The 24,144-nt window shown below is 70.1% G+C and carries 19 protein-coding genes; 15 read left to right on the forward strand and 4 right to left on the reverse strand.

The genetic code is table 11. The features are described 5' to 3' along the window. Positions 1-103: 103 nt before the first annotated feature. Together ABZ794_RS32970 and ABZ794_RS32975 are read right to left on the reverse strand one after the other, a co-directional pair. A complete protein-coding gene (locus ABZ794_RS32970) occupies positions 104-1,180 on the reverse strand; it encodes an ice-binding family protein (protein ID WP_357519315.1) in 1,077 nt (358 codons plus the stop codon). 313 nt (positions 1,181-1,493) lie between these two features. Next, positions 1,494-2,147: a class I SAM-dependent methyltransferase gene (locus tag ABZ794_RS32975; RefSeq protein WP_238689583.1), complete on the reverse strand. Its 654-nt coding sequence runs from the start codon at positions 2,145-2,147 to the stop codon at positions 1,494-1,496. Positions 2,148-2,266: 119 nt separating this feature from the next. On the opposite strand from ABZ794_RS32975, the gene ABZ794_RS32980 reads away from it, so the two are divergent. After that, positions 2,267-3,022 (forward strand): SDR family oxidoreductase, encoded by a 756-nt coding sequence (locus ABZ794_RS32980; RefSeq protein WP_210781584.1) that lies wholly within the window; start codon positions 2,267-2,269, stop codon positions 3,020-3,022. Between the two features lie 9 nt (positions 3,023-3,031). Here the strand turns inward: ABZ794_RS32980 and ABZ794_RS32985 are convergent, their stop codons facing one another. After that, a complete protein-coding gene (locus ABZ794_RS32985) occupies positions 3,032-5,263 on the reverse strand; it encodes a hypothetical protein (protein ID WP_357519318.1) in 2,232 nt (743 codons plus the stop codon). A gap of 149 nt (positions 5,264-5,412) precedes the next feature. Next, positions 5,413-6,384: an AraC family transcriptional regulator gene (locus tag ABZ794_RS32990; RefSeq protein ID WP_357519320.1), complete on the reverse strand. Its 972-nt coding sequence runs from the start codon at positions 6,382-6,384 to the stop codon at positions 5,413-5,415. Between the two features lie 86 nt (positions 6,385-6,470). Between ABZ794_RS32990 and ABZ794_RS32995 the strand changes: the two genes are divergently transcribed. The 14 genes from ABZ794_RS32995 to ABZ794_RS33060 all read left to right on the forward strand — a co-directional run bounded on the left by ABZ794_RS32995 (position 6,471) and on the right by ABZ794_RS33060 (position 23,875). Then, on the forward strand, positions 6,471-7,439 hold the full coding sequence (locus tag ABZ794_RS32995) for an SDR family NAD(P)-dependent oxidoreductase (protein WP_210781580.1): 969 nt from the start codon (positions 6,471-6,473) through the stop codon (positions 7,437-7,439). Positions 7,440-7,496: 57 nt separating this feature from the next. Continuing rightward, positions 7,497-8,645 carry an FUSC family protein gene (locus ABZ794_RS33000; protein ID WP_210781579.1) on the forward strand — a complete coding sequence of 383 codons (1,149 nt, stop codon included), beginning with the start codon at positions 7,497-7,499 and terminating at the stop codon, positions 8,643-8,645. Positions 8,646-8,736: 91 nt separating this feature from the next. After that, on the forward strand, positions 8,737-9,261 hold the full coding sequence (locus tag ABZ794_RS33005) for a hypothetical protein (RefSeq protein ID WP_210781577.1): 525 nt from the start codon (positions 8,737-8,739) through the stop codon (positions 9,259-9,261). Between the two features lie 73 nt (positions 9,262-9,334). After that, positions 9,335-10,177: a DUF4097 family beta strand repeat-containing protein gene (locus tag ABZ794_RS33010; protein ID WP_210781575.1), complete on the forward strand. Its 843-nt coding sequence runs from the start codon at positions 9,335-9,337 to the stop codon at positions 10,175-10,177. A 33-nt stretch (positions 10,178-10,210) separates the two neighbouring features. Continuing rightward, positions 10,211-11,188, forward strand: coding sequence for an ATP-binding cassette domain-containing protein (locus ABZ794_RS33015; protein WP_210781573.1), 978 nt, complete (start codon positions 10,211-10,213; stop codon positions 11,186-11,188). Next, positions 11,185-11,973, forward strand: a complete 789-nt coding sequence (locus ABZ794_RS33020; protein ID WP_210781571.1) for an ABC transporter permease — start codon at positions 11,185-11,187, stop codon at positions 11,971-11,973. Before ABZ794_RS33015 ends, ABZ794_RS33020 begins: the two co-directional genes overlap by 4 nt. 638 nt (positions 11,974-12,611) lie before the next feature. Further along, positions 12,612-14,294: a ribulokinase gene (araB, locus tag ABZ794_RS33025; RefSeq protein ID WP_210781569.1), complete on the forward strand. Its 1,683-nt coding sequence runs from the start codon at positions 12,612-12,614 to the stop codon at positions 14,292-14,294. Next, entirely contained in the window at positions 14,291-14,983 is a 693-nt protein-coding gene (locus ABZ794_RS33030) for an L-ribulose-5-phosphate 4-epimerase (RefSeq protein ID WP_210781567.1), read from the forward strand. Before araB ends, ABZ794_RS33030 begins: the two co-directional genes overlap by 4 nt. Positions 14,984-15,121: 138 nt before the next feature. Next, the gene (locus ABZ794_RS33035; RefSeq protein ID WP_210781661.1) at positions 15,122-16,117 is read left to right on the forward strand and encodes an ABC transporter substrate-binding protein; all 996 of its coding nucleotides are present in this window, start codon (positions 15,122-15,124) and stop codon (positions 16,115-16,117) included. Between the two features lie 189 nt (positions 16,118-16,306). After that, entirely contained in the window at positions 16,307-17,848 is a 1,542-nt protein-coding gene (locus ABZ794_RS33040) for a sugar ABC transporter ATP-binding protein (protein WP_210781564.1), read from the forward strand. Continuing rightward, complete coding sequence (locus ABZ794_RS33045) at positions 17,845-18,915, forward strand: ABC transporter permease (protein ID WP_210781562.1); 1,071 nt, start codon at positions 17,845-17,847, stop codon at positions 18,913-18,915. Before ABZ794_RS33040 ends, ABZ794_RS33045 begins: the two co-directional genes overlap by 4 nt. Continuing rightward, complete coding sequence (gene yjfF, locus ABZ794_RS33050) at positions 18,912-19,901, forward strand: galactofuranose ABC transporter, permease protein YjfF (protein WP_210781560.1); 990 nt, start codon at positions 18,912-18,914, stop codon at positions 19,899-19,901. Before ABZ794_RS33045 ends, yjfF begins: the two co-directional genes overlap by 4 nt. A gap of 26 nt (positions 19,902-19,927) precedes the next feature. Next, the gene (araA, locus tag ABZ794_RS33055) at positions 19,928-21,430 is read left to right on the forward strand and encodes an L-arabinose isomerase (protein ID WP_210781559.1); all 1,503 of its coding nucleotides are present in this window, start codon (positions 19,928-19,930) and stop codon (positions 21,428-21,430) included. A gap of 339 nt (positions 21,431-21,769) precedes the next feature. Then, positions 21,770-23,875, forward strand: coding sequence for a family 43 glycosylhydrolase (locus ABZ794_RS33060; RefSeq protein ID WP_357519327.1), 2,106 nt, complete (start codon positions 21,770-21,772; stop codon positions 23,873-23,875). Positions 23,876-24,144 lie beyond the last annotated feature (269 nt).

Below are 24,144 nucleotides of genomic sequence, written 5' to 3' on the forward strand. Positions count from 1 at the left end.
TGCCCGCCTCCCCTTGGCGCTCGGGGGGGGGGCCGCGGGGGGGGGGGGGGGGGCCGCCCGAGGTGCGGGGGCCGGGCCGGGATCACACCGGCCGGGCCACCGATCAGGACTCCAGGCGTCGACGCCGGGCCAGGAAGAACGCGACAGCGCCCAGCACGACCATCACACCTCCGACGCCGGTCATGGCCGGGACCGTACCGCTGCCGGTTACCGGCAGGATGGGGTGCTTGCCGCCGCCACCAGGTCGACCGGGTGCGCCAGGGCTGCCGGGTGGCCCGGGTGCTCCGGGAGGTCCGGACGGACCGGGTGCGCCGGGGCTACCCGGTGCTCCGGGGGCTCCCGGGCTACCTGGTGCGCCAGGTGCTCCCGGGCTACCCGGTGCTCCTGGACTGCCGGGTGCTCCCGGGCTACCCGGTGCTCCTGGACTGCCGGGTGCGCCGGGGCTGCCGGGTGGACCGGACGGGCCGGGCGGACCGGTGGGCCCGGGCGGGCCGGTCGGTCCGGGTGGTCCCGTCGGCCCGGCGCAGTTAGGTGCGGTGATGACGTTGGTGTCGAGGGTGACGGCCTCGGTGCGCGCCAGCGCGCGGCCCTGGAGGGTCGCGCCCGTGGCCATCGTGATCGCGGCCTGGGCCATGATGGTGCCCACGAAGGTGGTGCCGGTACCGATCGTCGCCGAGCTGCCGATCTTCCAGAAGACGTTGCAGGCCGAAGCACCGTTGATCAGGACGACGCTGCTGTTCGACGCCGTTGTCAGCGAGGAGTCGACCTGGAAGATGAACACGGCCGACGGGTCGCCCTGGCCGTTGAGCGTCAACGGTCCGGTCAGTTGGGCGGCCCCGATCCGGTAGACCCCTTCGTTGAGCGTGTTGCCACCCAGCTCCGCCGGAAGGATGGTGAACGGGGTCCGGCCGGCGGCGTCGTTGAAGGCGATGGTCAGGTCGCTCTGAGCTTGGAGCGCGACTGCGTCGCCGAGGTGGATCTCGCCGCCGATGGTTGCCGTTTCGAAGCCGGACGCGGTGTTTCCGGGGAAGCGCCCGAGGCTCTGGGCCAGGAAGCTGGGGCCGGTGTTTGTGGGCTCCGCTCCGGCCAGGACGGAGAAGTCGGCCGCCGTCCCCAGGTTGACCGGTGCTTCCTGCGCGTTCGCGGCGGTCGAGCTGAAGAGCAGCAGGCTGGCTGCCACTGCGGCGGCTGCGCCAGCCGCGAGCGACGGCAGGACAACTCGCCGCCGTAGCCAATTCTTGGGTTTAGCTGTCACAGAACACCCTCCGTGGGTACTACTCGCAGGAGACGGCCAGCGAGTGGCGTCCTGCGTGATACGGCCTGTAAGGCGCCGATGAGCGCGCTGACCACCACATCACGTCAGGTGTTCAAATGAGAGCAAAATGGGACAATAGCCGGGTGGTAACTATCTGAACTGGATCGACCTTCGCGTTCTTGTTCGCCGCTTCCGCGACGGGCGGGTGGGGCGGTGAAGCGGTCGAGCTGATCTCGGCCTATCGCCGGACCGTCGGGACCGGCCTGACCGCGCGGCCGAGGACGCAGGGGGAGGAGGGGCTGTTGCTGGTGGCCGGGAAACGGAACCTGCGCAGCTGCTCCACTTCGAAGCCGGCCGCCCCGATGGCGGCGACGGTGTCGCGGTTGGTGTGGCAGCCGGCGAACAGCTTCGGCCACAGTGTGGCGTCGAGAAGTCGTTGGGCGCGGTGCAGGCCGGTGGTCTCCTCGGCGGCCACGTGCTCGAAGAACCGCACCTGGCCCCCGGGGCGCAGCGCCCGGCTGATCTCGGCCAACGCGCTCACCTGATCGGGCACTGTGCACAACACCAACGCGACCACCGCCGCGTCGAATTCGCCGTCCCCGGCGGGCAGCGCCTCGGCCAGACCGTCGACGACAGTGACCGGAACCGGCGCGGCCGCCGCGGCGCGCTCGGCAGCGGCACGCAGACGCCGCTCCGGTTCGACAGCGAGGACCTCTGTCACCCCCGGCGGGTAGTGGGCGAACATTCGCCCGTTGCCCGCGCCGATCTCGATCACCCGCCCGGAGAGGCCGGCGACCAGGTCGCGGCGGAACGCCGCCGTGCCGGCGCGGTCCATGGCGACGCTGAGCCGCTCGTAGACCCGAGCGAACACCGGGTGGGACACCGTGGCCACGTCGACCTCCTGATCTCCGTCGAACTGTTCTCTGGCGATTGTCCTGCATCCGCGCACGCTTTCCGTCTTACTGGTTGGCAGCACGATTCAACCCAGTGCAGACAGGACGTGGTGCGACCATGAAGATCGTCGTCATCGGGGGCAGCGGCCTCATCGGCTCCAAGCTCGTGGACCGCCTCGGCGCCCAGGGCCACGAGGCGGTGCCGGCATCGCCGAAGACCGGCGTGAACACCCTGACCGGTGAGGGAGTGGCCGGTGCGCTCACCGACGCCGAGGTCGTCGTCGACGTGTCGAACTCGCCGTCGTTCGAGGACGCCGCCGTACTGGAGTTCTTCGAGACCTCGACCCGGACGCTCCTCGCCGCCGCGTCGGACGCCGGGGTGAACCACTACGTGGCGCTCTCCATCGTGGGGTGCGACCGGATCCCGGACAGCGGGTACATGCGCGCGAAGGTCGCCCAGGAGAGGCTCATCGTCGCGTCCGGACTCCCGTACTCGGTGGTGCATGCCACCCAGTTCTTCGAGTTCCTCCAGGGCATCATCGACACCGCCACGGACGGCGACACCGTGCACCTCGCACCGGTGCTCATTCAGCCGATGGCCGCGGACGACGTCGCGGCCGCGGTCGCCGAGGTCGTGCTCGGCGCGCCGACGAACTCCGTGGTCGAGGTCGCCGGCCCGGAGCAGTTCCGCCTCGACGAACTGGGCCGATCCCTCCTCGCCGACCAACAGGACCGTCGTTCGGTGGTGGCCGACCCCGACGCCCGGTACTTCGGCGCCAAGCTGGGCGAACGCTCGCTCGTCCCGGCGGACGGTGCCCGCCTCGCCGGCATCGCCCTGGACGACTGGCGTGCCCGGGCGGGCCGGGGACACTGAGCCGGCCTGCTACCCCGGCGTCCCGGGCGGACCGGCCCGCCCACCGAGGCGCTGCACCAACTCCCGTACCGCCTCGGTGAACGGCTCGTCGGACTCGCCCGGCCAGTGCCCGTGGATGGATGGGGCGACGCTGTCCCCGGGGGGTGTCACCACGTCACGGGGGTCACGCTGTCGACGATCCACAGCGGCGGCCGGGTCACCGGTGGTGGCCGGCGCGGGTGCGGGACGCGGCGAGAAGATCCAGCCACCGATCGGGTCCGTGTCGCGCCACAGGTTCACCCAGCGCCAACCCACCCGCCGGCCGATCTCGTGCAGTGCCGCGTCGTCGACGTACGCGGGGAAGAGCCGTGCGTAGAGGCGGCGCAGCGGCGATCCGTGGGTGAGCAGGGCGACCCGGTCACCGACCTGCGGCGGCAGTTGGAGCACCGTGGCGGCGAGCAGAACCGACCCGTGGCTGTGCCCGGTGAGCAGCACCGCGTCGCCGCGCTCGACGAGGTAGGTGATCCGGCGGGCCAGTTCCGGCACCGCCCGCTCGGAGTAGCAGGGCGGCGCGAACGGGTGGGCGGCCCGGGGCCAGAAGGTGCCGAGGTCCCAGAGGACACCGATGTGGCGGCGGTACGGCTCGGTCCGGTACGCGAAGATGCCGCCGATGATCAGGCCGAGGATGATCGCCGCGATCACCCAGCTACCGAACGCGATGGCGAACGTGATCGCGCCCGCCGGCAATCCGATGTTCCGCTCGAGCACGTCGCTCGGGACCTGCCCGAGCAGGCCGATGGTGGTGGTGGCCGTGCCGATTCCGGCGAGGCAACCGTAGAGCACTGCCAACGGCACCAGCTTCTCGGTGAAGCGAGCCCGGGCTATCGCGTCTCGGATCTGCCGCAGCCGGGGTCCTGCCTCGGCCGGCGGGTCCGGGAAGTCGCGCGCGACTATCGCCGCCGCGGCCCGACGTCGACTCCGGCGGGAGATCAGGATGACGAGGACGGCGATGATCGCGGTGACCAGCACCGCCCGGAAGAAGCCGAAGATCGCCCAGGTGTAGGCGCGGGGTGGGCCGGAGGCGATGCCCGCTCCGGTCGGTACGTCGCGGTCCAGGAAGTCCGCCACCCGGTAGACCAGTTCGGCGGAGTACGCCACCGCCATGCTGATCCCGGTGGCGGCGACAACGAGAGCGCCCAGTCCGAACAGCGGGGTGGCGCCGTGTTCCCGGCTCCGGTGCCAGAGCAGCACCACGCCGAGGGCGGCCAACAGCGTCGTCTGCGCCACGAACAGAGCAGTCAGCGTCGAGTCGTAGCCGGGGAGTTCCCGCTCCTCAGGCCAGGGTTGCGAGCTGGTCGACACGTGTGCCACGACGACCACGGTCAGCACGATGGCAGCGGTCCGGAGGGTGCGGGTGACCCGGTCGAGCCGCTGGTCGCCGGGGGCCCGGTCCATCAGCGGCGGTGTGCAGAGCAGCCCCACGCAGCCCGTCAGGACCACCCCCGTGATCGCCGTCAGCGCGATCGTGGCCGGCGAGGCGTCACCGGCACCCCGGCCCAGCAGCAGGACGAGATCCAGCGTCGCGAAGGCCGCGGCGACGTGGATGGCGCGCAACCGGCCCACCAGCGGCTCGGCGTCCCACTGACCGACAGTGCCGAGCCGAGACGTGGAGCTGCCCTGATCGGGTGCCCGGAACGCCTCGAAGGTCCGCCCGGGACGGCAGCTGACCCGCCAGATCAGGCCGATCGCGGCGGCCGGGACCAGCGCGAGCACCGCCAGCCGCAGTCCGACCGGCCGTCCACCCAACCAGGACAACCAACTGCGTCCGGCCAGGCAGTCCGGCGAGGCCAGGCACTTCCAACCGACGAGGTCCAGGGCGACGCCGGCGATGGCGAGCACGTACAACACGGTGAGGGTGAGCGCCAGCAGCCGGCACAGGGACTTGACCGTCGCCTCGGAACTCGGGTTCGCCGGGCGCATCCAGATCGCGACGTTGACAAGCATGAAGGGGAGCAGGAAGACCACCGCCAGGGTGCGGGCCACGGTCCCGGACGGCAGGTCACCCCAGCGGTACGCCTCAAGCGTCACCCCGTGCGCGCCGGTGCTGTCGGAGTTTCGGGGGCGCGGCCGGTAGAACCCGCCATTGCGGTCACCGGCGACCTGCCCGATCTGTTGCAGGTTCAGCACCTGTGCGGCGCTCGCGCCGGAGACTCCGTGCACCCGTAGCTCCACGACGTCACCGGAGTCGTCCGGCCCGCTCAACCGCGCTGATCCATCCGATGTCCCCCCGAGGCGTCTCGCAGCCGTTGTCCCGCGACCCACCCGACGTCGCGCGCCGGGCAGCCGACCGCGGTGACGGCAGAGCCGGGTCTACCCGATCCGCTCGCCCTCAATCTCGGCCGGCCGGGGCGCTACCGCCCAGGCCGGGCCCGACCGGCGGTCACTGTCGCTTCGGGTACGTCGTTCCGGCCCGCCTTCGCCAGCTCGGTGCGGTAGGCGCGTGGCGACAGGCCGGTGGTGCGCTTGAAGGCCACGCTCAGCGCGCTCTCCGAGCCGTATCCGACGGCCTGCGCGATGGTGGCGACAGTGTCGGAGCTGCGCCGGATGCGGTCGGCCGCGAGTTCGATCCGCCACCCGGTCAGGTACTCCAGTGGGCCCACCCCGACGACCTTCTTGAATCGGGCCGCCAGCGTCGACCGGGAGACGGTGGCCGTCCGGGCGACCTCGTCCACCGTCCACGCGTGCGCGGGTCGCGCGTGCATCGCGCCTAACGCGGGAGCGACCACCGGGTCGGTGAGACCGGCCAGCCACCCGGAGGTGGGCTGTTCGTCGCGGGCCAGGTGCAGCCGCAGGACTCGGATCAGCAGGACCAGCGCCAGGTGCTCGGCGACGAGGTGGGAGCCGAGTCGCGTGGATCGCAGTTCCGCGTCGATCTCGCCGAGGGCCCACTGGACGGTACCGGCCTCCGGGGTGTCGGCGGGTACGTGGATGACCGGCGGCAGGTTGTCGAGCAGGAGGCTGCGCGCCCGTCCGCCCAGGGTGAAGGCACCGCCGATGAGGAACACGTCGTCACCGTCGCCGACCTGCGCCACACCGTCGGTGGCGGCGGCGAAGATCGGGTACGCGGGCTGGACCGGCACGTCGGGGTCGCTGAAGAGGGTGTAGGCCGCCGGTCGGGTCAGCAGGAAGCAGTCGCCCGCACCGAGGTTGATCGGCTCGGCGTGGCCGTCGACCCGCAGCGAGCATCGGCCCCGCCGGACGGCGTTGAACTTGGCCCCGGCCGGTGGGTCGAAACCGACGGCCCAGCGTCCGCCCCCGACCAGGCCGGCGGAGACGTGGCTCGTCGCGCCGAGCAGGGCCAGCACATCCTCCAGCGGATCCACCATCCCCACCTCTTCTGGACGCTCACGAAAGTATGAAGGACTCCAGACTATAGGCAGTCCGATCCGAGCGTTCGTAACCTGGGTTCATGACAGCGAACCCACGCCTCACCACCCCGTTCAACGCCCGTACCACCGCCGCCGAGGTCCTCGACGGTGTCGACCTCACCGGCCGTCGGATGATCGTCACCGGGGGCGCCTCCGGCATCGGTGTGGAGACGGTGCGCGCGCTGGCCGGGGCCGGCGCCGAGGTCACCGTCGCGACCCGGAATCCTCGAGCGGCCGACCGGCTCGCCGAGGAGTTCGCCACCGATGCCACAGTGGGCGCGGTCCGGTCGTCCGCCCTCGATCTCGCCGACCTGGCGTCGGTCGACGCCTTCGTCGCGGCCTGGCAGGGCCCGCTCGACGTGCTGGTGGCCAACGCCGGAATCATGGCGATCCCGACCCGCCAGCTGACCGCCGTGGGCTGGGAACTCCAGCTCGCTACGAACCACCTCGGCCACTTCGCGCTGGTCCGGGGGCTGCAGGACAATCTGCGGGCCGCCGAGGCGGCCCGGGTCGTGATGGTCAGCTCCGGGGCACACCTTGCCGCACCCTTCGACTTCGACGACCCGCAGTTCGAGCGGCGCCCGTACGACCCGTGGTCGGCCTACGGCCAGTCGAAGACCGCTGAGGTCCTGCTCGCGGTCGGCATCACCCGCCAGTGGGCCAGCGACGGGATCACCGCGAACGCCCTCAACCCCGGGTACATCTTCACCAACCTCCAGCGCCACATCGACGACGACACGATGCGGGCGATGGGCGCGATGGACGAGGCGGGCAACCTCATCGAGGCGGAGTACTACAAGAAGCCCGACCAGGGCGCGTCGACCACAGTGCTGCTCGCCGGCTCACCCCTGCTCGACGGTGTCGGCGGCCGGTACTTCGACGACAACCAGGAGGCCGAGGTCGTTCCCGGTGGCCCTGACGCCACCGGCGGGGTCGCCGCCCACGCGTTGGACCCGGCCGCGGCCGACCGGCTCTGGGCGTACGCCGAGAAGGCGCTCGCCTCGCGCTGAGCACGGCCGGGCCGTGCCGGCGAGGATTGATCCGGTCGTGGCGGGGTAGGTGCCGCCATGGTCGCTGCCGGTCGGCGCGGAGCGGACGCGGGCCCGTCGACCGTCGCCCGGTGGTGGGACCGCTTGGTGGCCGCGCTGCGCGACCGGGTCCGTCGGGTACGAACCATCGGCGGCCTCGCCCTACAGGCCGGTCTGGCCGCGGCGCTGTCCTGGCTGGTGGCGCATTCGCTGCTGCACGTGTCGCAGCCGGTATTCGCGCCGATCTCCGCCGTCTCGACGCTCGCCGCGTCCGTCGGCCAGCGGTTGCGTCGCACCGTCGAGCTGATCATCGGTGTCACCGTCGGAGTGCTGATCGGTGACCTGCTCCTCCTGGTGATCGGCACCGGGTGGTGGCAGCTCGCCCTGATCGTCACGCTGGCGATCGTCGTCGCGCTCTTCCTCGCCGGTAGCGCGGCGGTGGTTATCCAGGCCGGGGCGACGGCGGTGCTCATCGCCACGCTCAGCCCGGCCGTCCGGGATCTGGAGATCCCCCGGTTCGTGGACGCGCTCGTCGGGGGAGGGGTGGCGCTACTGGTCACCGCCGTGTTGCTGCCGCTGAACCCGCTGCGGGTGCTCAACCGGGCCGCGCGGCCGGCGTTGGACCTCCTCGCCACCCAGCTCGACGCCACCGCCGAGGCGCTGAACGAGCGGGACGCCGCTCGGGCCCGTACCGCCCGGAGTGAGCTGCGGCAGAGCGCGGGCCGGTTGAAGGCGTTCGTCGAGGCGACCCAGGGCGCCCGGGAGGCGAGCACCCTGTCACCGGTGTACTGGCATCAACGGCACGGGCCGGTGGGCCGCTATGCGCGGGCGGCGGAGCCGATCGACCGGGCGATGCGTAACAGCGGCACCCTGATCCGACGATCGGTGACGCTCATCGAGGACGGCGAGCCGGTGCCGGAGTCGTTGCCGACGGCGGTGGCCGATCTCGCCGAGGCGGTCCGCCTGCTCAAGCGGCAGTTCGCCGCCGGCGCCGAGCCGAACCGGGCCCGGGAGCAGGCGCTACGGGCGGTCCGGACGGCCGGGCACGCCTATCGGGACGGCGTCGGCTTCTCGGGTGCGGTGGTGGTGGCACAGGTCCGGACGACCGTCAGTGACCTCCTGGTCGCCTCCGGGCTGGACCAGGAGGACGCGAATCACCTGGTCAGGAAGCTTTTCGGGGATCTCTGAGAGCCGGGTGACCCCCGGCGGAGCCAGGTGGCGGCACCTTCTTGAGCCATTACTGTTGCACTCTGAGCCAAAGTGGTGCCATGATGGCGTCATGGAGCTGAGGTCATACGTCGAGAACCTGCGTAACGAGTTCGCCGTGGCCGCGGAGGGCGTGGACCCGGAGGCCCGGGCGCTGGCCGAACGACTCTTCGCGCAGTTGGAGGCGGCCACCCGTCTCACGCTGCTCGAAGCGCTGTCCGACGCGGCCGACGAGATCACCCGCGACCTCGCACCGGGATCGGTGCACGTCCGGTTGCGCGGGCGCGAGCCCGACTTCGTGGTGACGCCGGCCAGCCCGCCGGCCGAGGTGGCGACCGAGCCCAGTGGCCCGCCACCGCTGGCGGTGCCGGTGTCCGCCCCCGACGGTGACGAGGGCGGCACCTCGCGGATCAACCTGCGGCTCCCCGACCACCTGAAGGCCAGCGTCGAGGACGCCGCCGGCCGCGCCGGGCTCTCGGTCAACGCCTGGCTGGTGCGCGCCGTCGCCGGTGCCATCGGGGCGGGCGACACCCAGCGTCGTCCACCCCGCCGGGTGGAGCCGACCTCCGGCCAGCACTTCACCGGCTGGGCCCGCTAACTCCCCGTACCCCTTCCACCACCACGCCGCTGACCAGCGGCGACCTCCGCCGACCACAGTTCGGGAGACCACCATGCCTGTTTTCGAGACGCCAGAACCGATTTCCGTCCAGATCGAGCTGCCGATCGGCGATGCCTGGATCGCCGCGAGCGACCGCACCGACACTGTGGTGACGGTGCGGCCCCGCGACCCGTCGAGCAAGGCCGACGTGAGCGCCGCCGAACAGAGCACCGTCGAGTTCGCCGCCGGGCGACTGGTGATCCGGGTGCCGAAGAGCTGGCGCCGCTACGGGTTCGGCCCCGGGCCGTCGGTCGACGTCCAGATCGAGGTGCCGACCGGGTCGCGGGTGTACGCCGAGGCGGCCTGGGCGGCGTTCCGCTGCGAGGGTCGGCTCGGCGAGTGTCGGATCAAGACCGGCAGCGGCATCCGTCTCGACGAGACCGGGCCGTTGGAGATCGACAGCAGCCACGGCGAGGTCGCGGTCGAGCGTGTGCTGGGCTCCGCCCGGGTGAAGGCATCGTCCGGCAAGGTGCGCATCGGTGCGGTCGACGGCACCGCCGAGATCAAGAACTCGTCCGGCGACTGCTGGATCGGCCGCAGCGGTGGCGACGTCCGGATCAACACGGCCTACGGCGACATCACAGTGGACGCCTCGCAGGCGTCGGTGACGGCGCGCACCGCCTACGGCAACCTCCGGCTGGGTGAGGTCACCCGCGGCGCGGTCGACGCACAGACCTCCTTCGGCGCGATCGAGGTCGGCATCCGTCGCGGGACCGCCGCCTGGCTCGACGTCAGTTCCAAGCACGGCCGCGTGCACAACGCGTTGGAGTCGACCGACAGCCCGGCGCAGACCGACGAGACGGTCGAGGTCCGGGCGAACACCTCCTACGGCGACATCATGATCCGCCGCGCCTGACCCACCGCCCCGCCGACCACAAATGAGGAGACCATGACCAGCTCCATGAACCCCGCGATCGTCGCCACCGACCTGCGCAAGTCCTACGGCGACAAGGTCGTGCTGAACGGCATCGACCTGATGATCACCGAGGGCACCATCTTCGCGTTGCTCGGTCCGAACGGCGCCGGCAAGACCACCACAGTGCAGATCCTCTCCACCCTGATCGACGCCGACGGCGGTAACGCCCGCGTCTTCGGCCACGACCTGACCCGGGAACCCGACGCGGTACGCGCGCTGATCGGCGTCACCGGTCAGTTCTCCGCCGTCGACAACCTGCTCACCGGTCGGGAGAACCTGACCCTGATGGCCGACCTGTGCCACCTGGACAGGGCCGCCGGTCGGCGGCGGATCGCCGACCTGCTCGACCAGTTCGACCTGACCGACGCGGCGGGCAAGCCGGTGTCCACGTACTCCGGCGGCATGCGCCGCCGGCTCGACCTCGCGATGACCCTGGTCGGCGAGCCCCGCGTCATCTTTTTGGACGAGCCGACCACCGGCCTGGACCCGCGCAGCCGCCGGGCCATGTGGCACATCATCCGCGCACTCGCCGCCGAGGGCGTGACCATCCTGCTCACCACGCAGTACCTGGAGGAGGCCGACCAGCTCGCCGACCGGGTGGCGTTCCTCGACCACGGCCGGCTGATCGCCGAGGGCACGCCGCGCGAGCTCAAGCGGCTCATCCCGGGCGGCCACGTCGTGTTGCAGTTCGCCGACCAGGAGGGTCTCGACTCGGCGGCCCGGACGTTCGAGAGCGCCACCCGGGACGACGCGGCGCTCACCCTCCAGGTGCCGAGTGACGGCGGGGTCGGGTCGCTGCGATCCCTGCTCGACCAGCTCGACCGCGCCTCGATCAGCGTGGCGGGGCTCTCCGTGCACACCCCCGACCTCGACGACGTCTTCCTCACCCTCACCGGTCAGCCCGACACCCGGGCCGGCCGACCCGACCACGAAAGGGCTCCCGCGCGATGAGCACCCTCTCCCTCGCCGTCCGCGACTCGAGCACCATGCTGCGGCGCAACCTGCTGCACATGCGGCGGTACCCGTCGATGACGTTCCTGCTCATCGGCATCCCGATCATCATCCTGCTGCTCTTCGTCTACGTCTTCGGCGGCACGCTCGGCGCCGGTCTCGGCCCGTCCGGCGACCGCTCCCAGTACGCCAACTACGTCACCCCCGGCATCCTGCTCATCACCGTGGTCAGCGCCGCGCAGGGCACCGCCATCTCGGTCGCGATGGACATGACCGAGGGGATCATCGCCCGGTTCCGCACGATGTCGATCTTCCGGCCGTCGGTACTGACGGGTCACGTACTGGGCAGCCTGGTCCAGACCATGCTCAGCCTCGTGGCCGTCATCCTCGTGGCGCTGCTGGTCGGGTTCCGACCCAACGCCAACGCGGTCGAGTGGCTCGCGGCGATCGGCGTCCTCGCCATGATCACCTTCGCGCTGACCTGGCTGTCCGTCGCCCTCGGTCTGGTCAGTGACAGTGTCGAGACGGCCAGCAACCTGCCCATGCCGCTGATCCTCCTGCCGTTCCTCGGCAGCGGGTTCGTCCCCACCGACTCCATGCCGACCGCCGTGCGGTTGTTCGCGGACTACCAGCCCTTCACGCCCGTCATGGAGACCCTTCGCGGCCTGCTCCTGGGTACCGGGATCGGCGCCAACGGGATCATCGCGGTCGTCTGGTGCGCCGTCATCACAGTGGGCTGCTTCCTGTGGGCCAAGGCCCTGTACAACCGCAACCGGACGGCCTGATCCGTACGGCGTGCTCGGTCCCACCAACGCGACGGAGAGCCGGCGGCTCGGCCCACAGGGGTCGGGCCGCCGGCTCGTGGCGTCGTGCGACCGGCGGCGCGAGGTGCGTGCTCGGGCGGCCGGTCGGCGGGGCGAGGTGCGTGATCGGGCGGGCGGGACGACCGGGCGGCGCGGGCTCGTCAAGACGTTGAATGTTATCGATAACACCGGGTCGTCGTCCGGCTTCGCACCGGGTGGGCGGCGCTCCGGAGCGCTCAGCCATGAGCCCGCATGGCCGTCGATGGCTGTCGGGCGGATCCGAGCACGCGACCGCGGCGCCCCGGGAATGTTATCGCTGCCATCATCGCCGGGGGAACAAGTGGTCGCTATCGGACCGCCATGCCCGATGTGCGGCGCACTGGACCTGTCGCGCCGCCTGTTGACGCGTCTCCGGACGGCAGTCATGCCGGACGCGGGCCCCATTCGTCGGATGGCTGCCGCAGTTAAGGGCGGAATCTTGGGGTTTGCACCGGTCCGCTATCTACCCTCCCGAGTCGGTCCGCCTTCCGCGTTCCGTTACGGAGCTGTTGCGGGTAGATGTCTTGACGAGCCTGGATGTGAGCGTTAACACTATCCCCGTTAACGGTGGAGGTGAACACATGAACCGTGTGGACGGAGCTGACGACCGCTACGTCGTCGGTGTCGACTACGGCACCCTGTCCGGGCGAGCTCTGGTGGTCCGTGTCGGCGATGGTGCCGAGTTGGGGACCGCGGTGCACGAGTACGGCGATGGCGTGATCAGCGCGGCGCTTCCGGGGGGTCGGACCCTGCCCCCGGACTGGGCCCTGCAGAACCCGCAGGACTACCGCGACGTTCTGCGGTACGCCGTCCCGGCGGCGGTGTCCGCCGCGGGGGTGGACCCGGCGGCGGTGGTCGGCATCGGCATCGACTTCACCGCCTGCACCGTGCTGCCGACGCTCGCCGACGGCACCCCGCTGTGCGAGACACCCGAGCTGCGCGACCGACCGCACGCCTGGGTCAAGCTGTGGAAGCACCACGCCGCGCAGCCGCACGCCGACCGGATCAACGCGCTGGCCCATGAGCGGGCCGAGCCGTGGATCGGCCGGTACGGCGGCAAGATCTCCGCCGAGTGGCAGTACGCCAAGGGCCTGCAGATCCTGGAGGAGGACCCGGAGGTCTACGACCGGGCCGAGCGCTTCATCGAGGCGGCCGACTGGATCGTCTGGCAGCTCTGCGGCACCGAGACGCGCAACGTCTGCACGGCCGGCTACAAGGGCATTCTGCAGGACGGTCACTACCCCTCCGAGGGCTTCCTGACCGCGCTCAACCCCAACTTCGGCGACTTCGTGGCGAAGCTGGACGGCCCGCTGCTGCCCCTCGGGGCCCGGGCCGGCGCGCTCACCGCCCAGGCCGCCGCCTGGACCGGCCTGCCGGCGGGGATCGCGGTGGCCGTCGGCAACGTCGACGCGCACGTCACCGCGGCATCCGCGCAGGCGGTGCAGCCCGGTCGGCTGGTCGCCATCATGGGCACCTCGACCTGCCACGTCGTCAACGGCGCGGAGGTCGCCGAGGTGGCCGGCATGTGCGGTGTGGTGGACGGCGGCATCAGCCCCGGCGCGTGGGGTTACGAGGCCGGGCAGAGCGGTGTCGGCGACATCTTCGGCTGGTTCGTCGAGCACGCCGCTCCGGCCGGCGTCGACTCGCACGAGCGCCTCACCGAGCTGGCCGCGAGTCAGCCCGTCGGCGCGCACGGCCTGATCGCGTTGGACTGGTGGAACGGCAACCGTTCCCTGCTGGTCAACCACGACCTCAGCGGGATGATCGTCGGCATGACCCTGGCCACCCGGCCGGCGGACATCTACCGGGCCCTGCTGGAGTCCACCGCGTACGGCACCCGGATGATCATCGAGGCGTTCGTCGACGCCGGAGTCCCGGTGAACGACCTGGTGATCGCCGGTGGTCTGACCAACAACGCGCTGCTGATGCAGATCTACGCCGACGTGACCAGGCGACCGCTGAACATCATCGCCTCGGCCCAGGGGCCGGCGCTGGGCTCGGCGATCCACGCCGCCGTCGCCGCCGGCGAGTTCCCCTCGATCCACGAGGCGTCGCAGGCGATGGGCCGGGTGCACGAGGCCGTCTACCGTCCGGACCCCGAGCGGGCCCGCGCCTACGACGCCCTCTACGCCGAGTACCGGGCGCTGCACGACCACTTCGGTCGTGGCGGCAACGACGTCATGCTCCGCCTGCGGGCGATCCGCAACGCGGCGGTCGAGACCGCCGCGACCACGCACGAGGTCCCGCTGGAGGTGGTGGCGTGAACGCCGAGGTGACCCGACAGGTCGGCGAGCTGCGCGAGACCGTCGCCCGCCTGCACGCCGAGCTGACCCGGTACAACCTGGTCGCCTGGACGTCCGGCAACGTCTCCGCGCGGGTCCCCGGCCAGGATCTGATGGTGATCAAGCCGAGTGGGGTGAGCTACGACGACCTCACCGCGGCCACGATGGTGGTGTGCGACCTCGACGGCGTTCTCGTCGAGGGCGACTTCGCCCCGTCCAGCGACACCGCCGCCCACGCCTACGTCTACCGGGCCATGCCCGAGGTCGGTGGGGTCGTGCACACGCACAGCTCGTACGCGACCGCCTGGGCCGCGTGTGGGGAGTCGATCCCCTGCCACCTCACGGCCCAGGCTGACGAGTTCGGTGGGGAGATCCCGATCGGCCCGTTCGCGCTGATCGGCGGTGACGACATCGGCAAGGGCATCGTCGCCACGCTCGCCGGGCACCGCTCGCCCGCGGTGCTGATGCGCAACCACGGCGTGTTCACCATCGGCCGCGACGCCCGCGCGGCGGTCAAGGCGGCGGTCATGTGCGAGGACGTGGCCCGCACCGCGCACCTGGCCCACACCCTCGGGCAGCCGGTCCCGATGGCACAGGCCGACATCGACTCGCTCTACGACCGCTACCAGAACGTCTACGGCCAACAACCAGTCGCACCGGCGGGCTCCTGACCCTGCACCGATAACCCGGGACCCGTCGGTCTGCACCACGACGCACCAGCACGCACCACCCGCGTTCGCCGCTCTTTCGCACCTCGGCGGTTGGCGCGGTTACCCACCACATCCAGCCAAGGAGATTCGATGGGAAAGATGCGAACGCAGTCCGCTCCGTGGCGCGCTGCCGCGGTCCTCGCCAGCGTGCTGCTGGTCGGCGGCGTGGCGGCCTGCGGCAACAGCGACACGGGCGGCGGCGGCACCACGGACGACGGCAAGATCACGATGGGCTTCTCCCAGGTCGGTGCGGAGAGCGGGTGGCGTACCGCGAACACCACCTCGATCAAGGAGGCCGCCGCGGCGGCCGGGATCGAGCTGAAGTTCGACGACGCTCAGCAGAAGCAGGAAAACCAGATCAAGGCGATCCGCAACTACATCCAGCAGAAGGTCGACGTCATCGCCTTCTCGCCGGTGGTGGAGTCCGGTTGGGACACCGTGCTCAAGGAGGCCAAGGACGCCGACATCCCGGTCATCCTGACCGACCGCTCGGTGGACTCGGCCGACAAGTCGCTGTACAAGACCTTCCTCGGCTCGGACTTCGTCAAGGAGGGCCGGCTCGCCGGTGAGTGGCTGGTCGAGCAGAAGAAGACCGCCTCGGGCCCGGTGAACATCGTCGAGCTGCAGGGCAACACCGGTGCGGCGCCGGCGAACGATCGCAAGAAGGGCTTCGGTGAGGCGATCGCCGCCAACCCGAACCTGAAGATCATCGCTTCCCAGCCGGGTGACTTCACCCGGGCCGGCGGCAAGCAGGTCATGGAGCAGTTCCTCAAGGCCAACAAGAAGATCGACGTGTTGTTCGCGCACAACGACGACATGGGTCTGGGCGCTCTCGAGGCGATCAACGCCGCCGGCAAGGTGCCCGGCAAGGACATCACCATCATCACCGTCGACGCCGTCAAGGACGGCATGCAGGCTCTCGCCGACGGGAAGTTCAACTTCATCGCGGAGTGCAGCCCGCTGCTCGGCCCGCAGCTGATGGACCTGGCCAAGAAGGTCCACGCGGGCGAGGAGGTGCCGCCTCGGATCGAGACCGAGGAGACCACCTTCACGACCGAGCAGGCCAAGGAAGCTCTGCCCAACCGTAAGTACTGATCGACGACGGGGTCGCCGCGTTCGCGTGGCGGCCCCGCCGCGTCGCTTCCCTACCCGAAACGGACCGGGCTTGGCCCGCGACGACCTCCGAACCACGCCCGCCCGAGCGGCCCCCCAGGGACGACCGGGCGGGCGTGGCGGGAGCGTAGCGGCCCTTCCGTGTCGACAACCCAGAAGAGGTCTGATGGGATGACGGATAGCCGTCCGGTCCTGACGATGACCGGGATCAGCAAGTCCTTCCCCGGGGTGCGCGCACTCCACGACGTCAACTTCCGGCTCTTTCCCGGCGAGGTGCACGCCCTGATGGGCGAGAACGGCGCCGGCAAATCCACCCTCATCAAGGTGCTCACCGGCGTCTACGACACCGATGAGGGCGCGATCACCCTCGACGGCGAGCCAGTGTCGTTCACCGGGCCGATGCAGGCGACCGCCGCCGGTGTGAGCACCGTTTTCCAGGAAGTCAACCTCTGCACCAACCTCTCGGTGGCGGAGAACATCTTCATCGGCCGTGAGCCTCGGGTCTTCGGCGCCGTCCGCTGGGGTGAGGTCCGCCGCCGCGCCCGAGCCCTGCTGGCCCGCCTCGACCTCGACCTCGACGTCAGCGCGCCACTCGGCTCGTACTCGCTCGCGATCCAGCAGATGGTCGCCATCGCCCGCGCCATCGACATCAAGGCCCGGGTGCTGATCCTGGACGAGCCGACGTCCAGCCTCGACGCCGGCGAGGTGGCGCAGCTGTTCCGCATCATGCGGCAACTGCGCGACGAGGGCATCGCGATCCTGTTCGTGACCCACTTCCTCGACCAGGTCTACGAGATCGCCGACCGGATCACGGTGCTGCGCAACGGCGGGCTCGTCGGTGAGTACCTCACCACCGAGCTGCCCCAGCTCTCCCTGGTCGAGAAGATGATCGGCAAGGAGCTCGACGTCCTGGAGGGCATCGAGGAGCACTCCCGGCGGGACCTGGCCGCGCTGGAGGAGGGCACCCCCCTGGTGGCGGTGTCGAACTTCGGTCGGGCGGGTGCTGTCGAGCCGTTCAGCCTCACCATCCACGCCGGCGAGGTGGTGGGCCTGGCCGGCCTGCTGGGCTCGGGGCGTACCGAGGTCGCGCGGTTGCTGTTCGGCGCCGACCGGACCGACGGCGGCCAGGTCGCGATCGACGGCACGGCGAGCAGCCTGCGCACCCCCGCGCAGGCCATCGACCACGGCGTGGGCTTCTGTTCGGAGAACCGCCGGGCCGAGGGGATCGTCGCGGACCTGTCGGTCCGCGAGAACATGATCCTCGCCATGCAGGCGGCCCGCGGCTGGCTGCGGCCCATTCCGCGTCGTCGCCAGGACGAGCTGGTCGACAAGTACGTCAAGGCCCTCAACATCCGGCCCGCCGACCCGGAGGTGCCGGTACGCAACCTCTCCGGCGGTAACCAGCAGAAGGTGCTGCTGGCCCGGTGGCTGATCACCGAGCCGCGACTGCTGATCCTCGACGAGCCCACCCGGGGCATCGACATCGGGGCGAAGACCGAGATCCAGAAGCTCGTGACGCAGCTGTCCGACGGTGGCATGGCGGTGCTGTTCATCTCCGCCGAGCTGGAGGAGGTGCTGCGCCTCAGCCACAAGGTGGCCGTCATGCGGGACCGGCAGATGGTCGCGCAGCTCGCCAACGACGAGAGCCTGGACGCCGACCGCATCATGCAGACCATCGCCAGCGGATCCCACCGGGAGGAGGCAGACCGATGAACGACACCACGAGCCGCTATCGGACGATGATCGGTCACCGGCTGTTCTGGCCCGCCGCCGTGCTGTTCGTCATGCTCGCCGCGAACACGATCTACCGGCCCGGGTTCCTGTCCATCGAGCTCAAGGACGGGCACCTGTACGGCACGCCGATCGACATCCTGCGGCTGAGCGCACCGCTGATCCTCGTCGCGCTGGGCATGACCCTGGTCATCTCCACCGGCGGCATCGACCTGTCGGTGGGCTCGCTCTGCGCGATCAGCGGCGCGATCGCCTGCATGTACATCAGCAAGCAGCCCGACCAGAACAGCCTTGGCGTGGTGGTGACCGCCCTCGCCTTGGCGATGGGCGTCTCGCTGGTGCTCGGCGCCTGGAACGGGGTGCTGGTGGCCGTGATCGGGATCCAACCGATCATCGCCACCCTGATCCTGATGGTCGCCGGCCGGGGTCTCGCCCAGCTGATCACCGAGGGTCAGATCATCACCATCAACTCCGAGCCGTACCGGGCGATCGGCCTGGGCCACGCGTTGACCCTGCCGCTGGCCATCTTCATCGCGCTCGCCGCGGCCCTGCTGGTCGCCGCGTTCACCCGTCGCACCGCACTCGGCATGATCATCGAGTCGGTGGGCGGCAACGCCATGGCCAGCCGGCTCGCCGGCATCCGGTCCAGTCGGGTCATCTTCCTGGCGTACGTGATCAGCGCCGCCTGTGCCGCGGTCGCCGGTTTCATGATGACGGCCAACGTCTCCAGCGCCGACGGCAACGCCGCCGGCCTCTGGGTCGAGCTGGACGCGATCCTCGCGGTCGTCATCGGCGGTACGTCCCTCGCGGGCGGCCGGTTCTTCCTGAGTGGCACGATCATCGGCGCGCTGATCATCCAGACCCTGACCACCACCGTGTACGCCATGGACATCTCACCGCAGACCTCGCTGCTGTTCAAGGCGGTCGTCGTCATCGCCGTCTGCCTCATCCAGGCGCCGGCCTTCCGGGCCCGGTTCAGCCGACGTAGGCGCAACGTCCCGCCGCCCGCCACCATCGCCGACAAGCCGAAGGAGCAGGTGCCGGCATGACCACTGGAACGCTTACCGCCGGTCGTACCCGGTTCCGGCTGCCGAGGAAGCAGATACCGGTTCTGGCGACGCTCGCCCTGCTGCTGGTGATGTACGGCATCGGCGTCTCGCAGTACACGGCGTTCTCCAACGTCCAGGTCATCTTCAACGTCTTCATCGACAACGGCTTCCTGCTCGTCGTCGCGGTGGGCATGACCTTCGTGATCCTCACCGGTGGCATCGACCTGTCGGTCGGTTCGGTGGTCGCCATGACGGCGATGGTGTCGGCCGCTCTGCTGCAGGACGGCATGCCGGCGGCGCTGGTGCTGGTCATCGCCCTGCTCATCGGCCCGACGCTCGGCCTGTTGATGGGCTGCGTCATCCACTTCTTCGAGATCCAGCCGTTCATCGTCACGCTCGCCGGGATGTTCTTCGCCCGGGGCATGTGCACCTTCATCTCCGGCGCGTCGATCCCGATCACCGACGGGTTCTGGACCTCGATGTCGCAGGAGCGGATCGGGGACCCACGGGGCAACTTCGTGTCGATCAGCGTGCTGATCGCCTTCGTGGTGGTCGTCATCGCCGCGTACACGCTGGCCTACACCCGGTTGGGACGTAACGTGTACGCCATCGGCGGCAACCCGCAGTCGGCGCTGCTGATGGGCCTGCCGGTGGGACGGACCCGGATCGCCGTCTACACGATCAGTGGTCTGTGCTCGGCCATCGGCGGGATCCTGCTGTCCTTCTACACCCTCTCCGGCGCGCCGCTGATCGCGGTGGGGATGGAGCTGGACGTCATCGCCGCCGTCGTCATCGGTGGCACGGTGCTCACCGGCGGGGCGGGTTACGTCTTCGGCACGGTGCTCGGCGTGCTGGTTCTCGGCGTGATCCAGACTCTCATCACCTTCGACGGGAGCCTCAACTCCTGGTGGACCAAGATCGTGATTGGTGGTCTGCTCTTCGCGTTCATCCTCCTTCAGCGCCTCATCGGAATCCGTTACAAGTGACCGCCCCTCTCGCGGAAGGCAACTCCATGGCACCACACACCGAACCCGAGATCTGGTTCCTCACCGGCAGCCAAGGCATGTACGGCGAGGAGACGCTCCGCCAGGTGGCCGAGCAGTCTCGCCAGATCGCGGCGGCGCTCGACGACTCGCCGCAGATTCCCGCCCGCGTGGTCTGGAAGCCCGTCCTGACCAACAGTGGTGAGATTCTGCAGGTCTGCCGGGACGCCGCCGCTCAGGGTGCCGTCGGGGTCATCGCCTGGATGCACACGTTCTCACCGGCCAAGATGTGGATCTCCGGCCTGGACGCGTTGCAGACACCGCTGCTGCACCTGCACACCCAGGCCAACGTTCTGCTGCCGTGGAACGACATCGACATGGACTTCATGAACCTGAACCAGGCCGCCCACGGCGACCGTGAGTTCGGGTACATCCAGACGCGTCTCGGTGTGGCCCGTAAGACAGTGGCCGGGCACGTCAGCGACCCGCGGGTGACCACTCGGATCGGGGCGTGGGCCCGCGCCGCGCTGGGTTGGTCGGCGATGCGGTCGCTGCGCCTGGCCCGCTTCGGCGACAACATGCGCGACGTCGCGGTGACCGAGGGTGACAAGGTCGAGGCCGAGCTGCGGTTCGGGGTCTCGGTCAACACCTACGGCGTCAACGACCTGGTCGAGGTGGTCGGCGAGGTCACCGACGCGCAGGTGGACGACCTGGTCAAGGAGTACGAGGACACCTACCGCATCGTCAGCGAGCTGCTGCCCGGCGGCGAGCAGCACGACTCGCTGCGGTACGCCGCGCGGGTGGAGTTGGGTATGCGCGCCTTCCTGGACGCGGGCGGGTTCCGGGCCTTCACGACGAACTTCGAGGACCTCGGGGGGCTGCGTCAGCTGCCGGGCATCGCCGTGCAGCGGCTGATGGCGGACGGCTACGGCTTCGGCGGTGAGGGCGACTGGAAGACCTCGGTCCTGGTCCGCACCCTCAAGGCGATGTCGGTGGGCGTGAGCGGCGGCACGTCGTTCATGGAGGACTACACCTACGACCTCACTCCGGGCAACGAGTTGGTGCTCGGCGCCCACATGCTGGAGGTCTGCCCGACGATCGCCTCCGGCGTGCCCAACGTGGAGATCCATCCGCTGAGCATCGGTGGCCGGGAGGACCCGGTCCGGCTGGTGTTCGACGCCGCACCCGGTCCGGCAGTGGTGCTCGGGTTGTCCGACATGGGGGAGCGTTTCCGGCTGGTGGCCAACGAGATCGACGTGGTGGCGCCGCCGCAGCCGCTGCGCCGGTTGCCGGTTGCCCGTGCCGTCTGGCGTCCGCGCCCCGACCTGCCGGTCTCGGCCGAGGCGTGGATCACCGCGGGCGCCCCGCACCACACAGTGCTGTCTCAGGCGGTGGGCGTGGAGGAGCTGCACGACCTGGCGGAGATGAGCCGCACCGAGCTCGTCGTCATCGACGCCGCCACGGAGCCCCGCCGTTTCGCCGACGAGCTGCGCTGGAACCAGGCGTACTACCGGCTGGCCCGCGGCTTCTGATTCGCGCGGCCTGATCGTACGAAGAACGGGTGGTCCACCCCTGCCCGCAGGCAGGGGTGGACCACCCGTTCGCGTGTGCGCCAGCCGGGCCGCGAGGCGATTGTGTTACGCCTTGACTAACAGCATGTTATCGCTCACAGTCTATAACCAAGATGGTCGATGTCGTTGGCTGCTCCGGCCGCGCGCACGTCCTACCCCCGCGGTTTCGGCACCTCGTCACCGCAACGGTCGGGCGATCGGTGTTAGCGATCACATGGCCGGGCGTGGTCAGCTCGGTGCCCCGCCCGGTGCCGCGGACGCCGACCCAGACCGCACGGTTCGCGTCAGCAGAGGAGGATCATGCTTTCCATCGGTCGGGTTCCCCGGGGTGCGCCACGACGGCGCGGGTGGCTGTCGAGACTCGCCGTCGCCGCGATGGTGCTGGTGGTCGGTGGCGCGGCTGCGGCCGTCGCCTCGTCGCCCGCGTCAGCGGCCACCGTCGACACCAGCGCCTGGTACGTGTTGGTGAACCGCAACAGTGGCAAGGCCGTGGACGTGTACAACCTGGCCACGAACGACGGTGCGCGGATCACCCAGTGGACGCGTAACAACGGCAACCAGCAGCAGTGGCAGTTCGTGGACTCCGGAGGCGGCTACTACCGACTCAAGTCGAGGTTGTCGGGCAAGGTGCTGGACGTCTCCGGCCGCTCGACCGCCAACGGCGCCAGCGTCGTGCAGTGGAGCGACAACAACGGCACCAACCAGCAGTTCCGGCTGGCCGACTCGGACGGCGGGTACGTCCGGTTGATCAACCGGAACAGCAACAAGGTGATGGAGGTGCAGGGCGCCTCGACCGCCGACGGCGGCAACATCGTGCAGTACGACGACTGGAACGGCACCAACCAGCAGTGGCAGCTCGTCCGCGTCGACGGCGGGACCGACCCCACGACGCCGCCCCCGTCCAACGGCACGTACCCGAACCCGGTGGTCTGGCAGGACTTCGCCGACGTCGACATCATCCGGGTGGACAACGCCTACTACATGTCGGCGTCCACCATGCACTACTCGCCTGGCGCGCCGGTCCTGCGCTCGTACGACCTGGTGAACTGGGAGTTCGCCGGTCACTCGGTGCCCCGACTCGACTTCGGGTCGAAGTACGACATGAGCGGTGGTAACGCCTACGTCGACGGCATCTGGGCGTCGACGCTGAACTACCGGCCGAGCAACCGGACGTACTACTGGGCCGGGTGCATCGACTTCGCGCAGACCCACATCTACACCGCGTCCGCCGTCGACGGCGCCTGGAGCAAGCACACCACCATCCCCAACTGCTACTACGACGCGGGGATGCTGATCGACGACAACGACACCATGTACGTGGCGTACGGCAACGGCACCATCAGCGTGGCGCAGCTGTCCGCGGACGGAAAGTCCCAGGTTCGTGCCCAGCAGGTGTACACCACGCCGTCGAGCATCGGAACGCTGGAGGGCGCGCGCTTCTACAAGCGCAACGGCGCCTACTACATCTGGCTCACCCGCCCGGCCAACGGCCAGTACGTGCTGAAGTCGACGAACGGCCCGTTCGGCCCGTACGAGCAGCGGCAGGTGCTGCTCAACCTGCCCGGCCCGATCTCCGGTGGCGGTGTGCCGCACCAGGGTGGGCTGGTGCAGACCCAGAACGGCGACTGGTACTACATGTCCTTCGTCGACGCGTACCCCGGTGGTCGGATGCCGGCCATGGCCCCGATCACCTGGACCGGCGACGGTTGGCCGGTGCTGCAGACGGTCAACGGCACGTGGGGCAGCTCGTACCCGAAGCCGAACCTGCCCGCGCCGCCCCGGGCGGTCAAGCCGCTCACCGGCGCCGACACCTTCGCCGGCACCACGCTCGGCCCGCAGTGGGAGTGGAACCACAACCCGGACAACAGCAAGTGGTCGGTCAACAACGGGCTGAACCTGCAGACCGCCACCGTCACCAGCGACCTTTACAAGGCGCGCAACACGCTGACCCACCGCATCCAGGGCCCCACCTCGACCGCGACGATCGAGTTGGACTACTCCACCATGCGCGACGGTGATCGCACCGGCCTGGCGGTGCTGCGCAACTCGTCGGCCTGGATCGGAGTCCGACGGGACAACGGGTCCACCCGACTGGTCATGCAGAACGGGCTGACGATGGACGGCAGCTGGAACACCACCAGCACCGGCAGCGAGGTGGCGAGCACCGCCGTCTCCGGTGGCCGGATCTGGTTGCGCGCCAACGCCGACATCAGACCCGGCTCCGGCCGACAGGCCCGTTTCTCGTACAGCACCGACGGGGTCAACTTCACCTCGTTCGGCAACGCCCTGACGCTGGCGAACAACTGGCAGTTCTTCATGGGCTACCGGTTCGCCATCTTCAACCACGCGACGCAGGCGCTCGGTGGCGCGGTCACCGTGCGGCGCTTCGACCTGACCACTCCGTGACGCCGGTCACACGACGATCGCTCTGACCGGTGGCGCTGGCGACGCAGCCCTGGCGGCATGTGAAGTCCGCGCCACCGCGTCAGATCCTCGCCGGCCTGTTCCACGCTCTGTCCAGGAGCGAGGGCAGGCCGGCGTACCACATCAGGACCGTGCCTCGTACCTGTTGGTTGGCGAGTCCGGACGGGCACGGCGTTGTACGGCTTCGGCACGTCGAGCGGTCCCCACACGGGCGTGCCGTGTTCGGGGCCGTTGCTGGCGTAGACTGTCGG

This window comes from Micromonospora sp. NPDC047187 (assembly GCF_040643355.1).
GTDB lineage: Bacteria > Actinomycetota > Actinomycetes > Mycobacteriales > Micromonosporaceae > Micromonospora > Micromonospora salmantinae.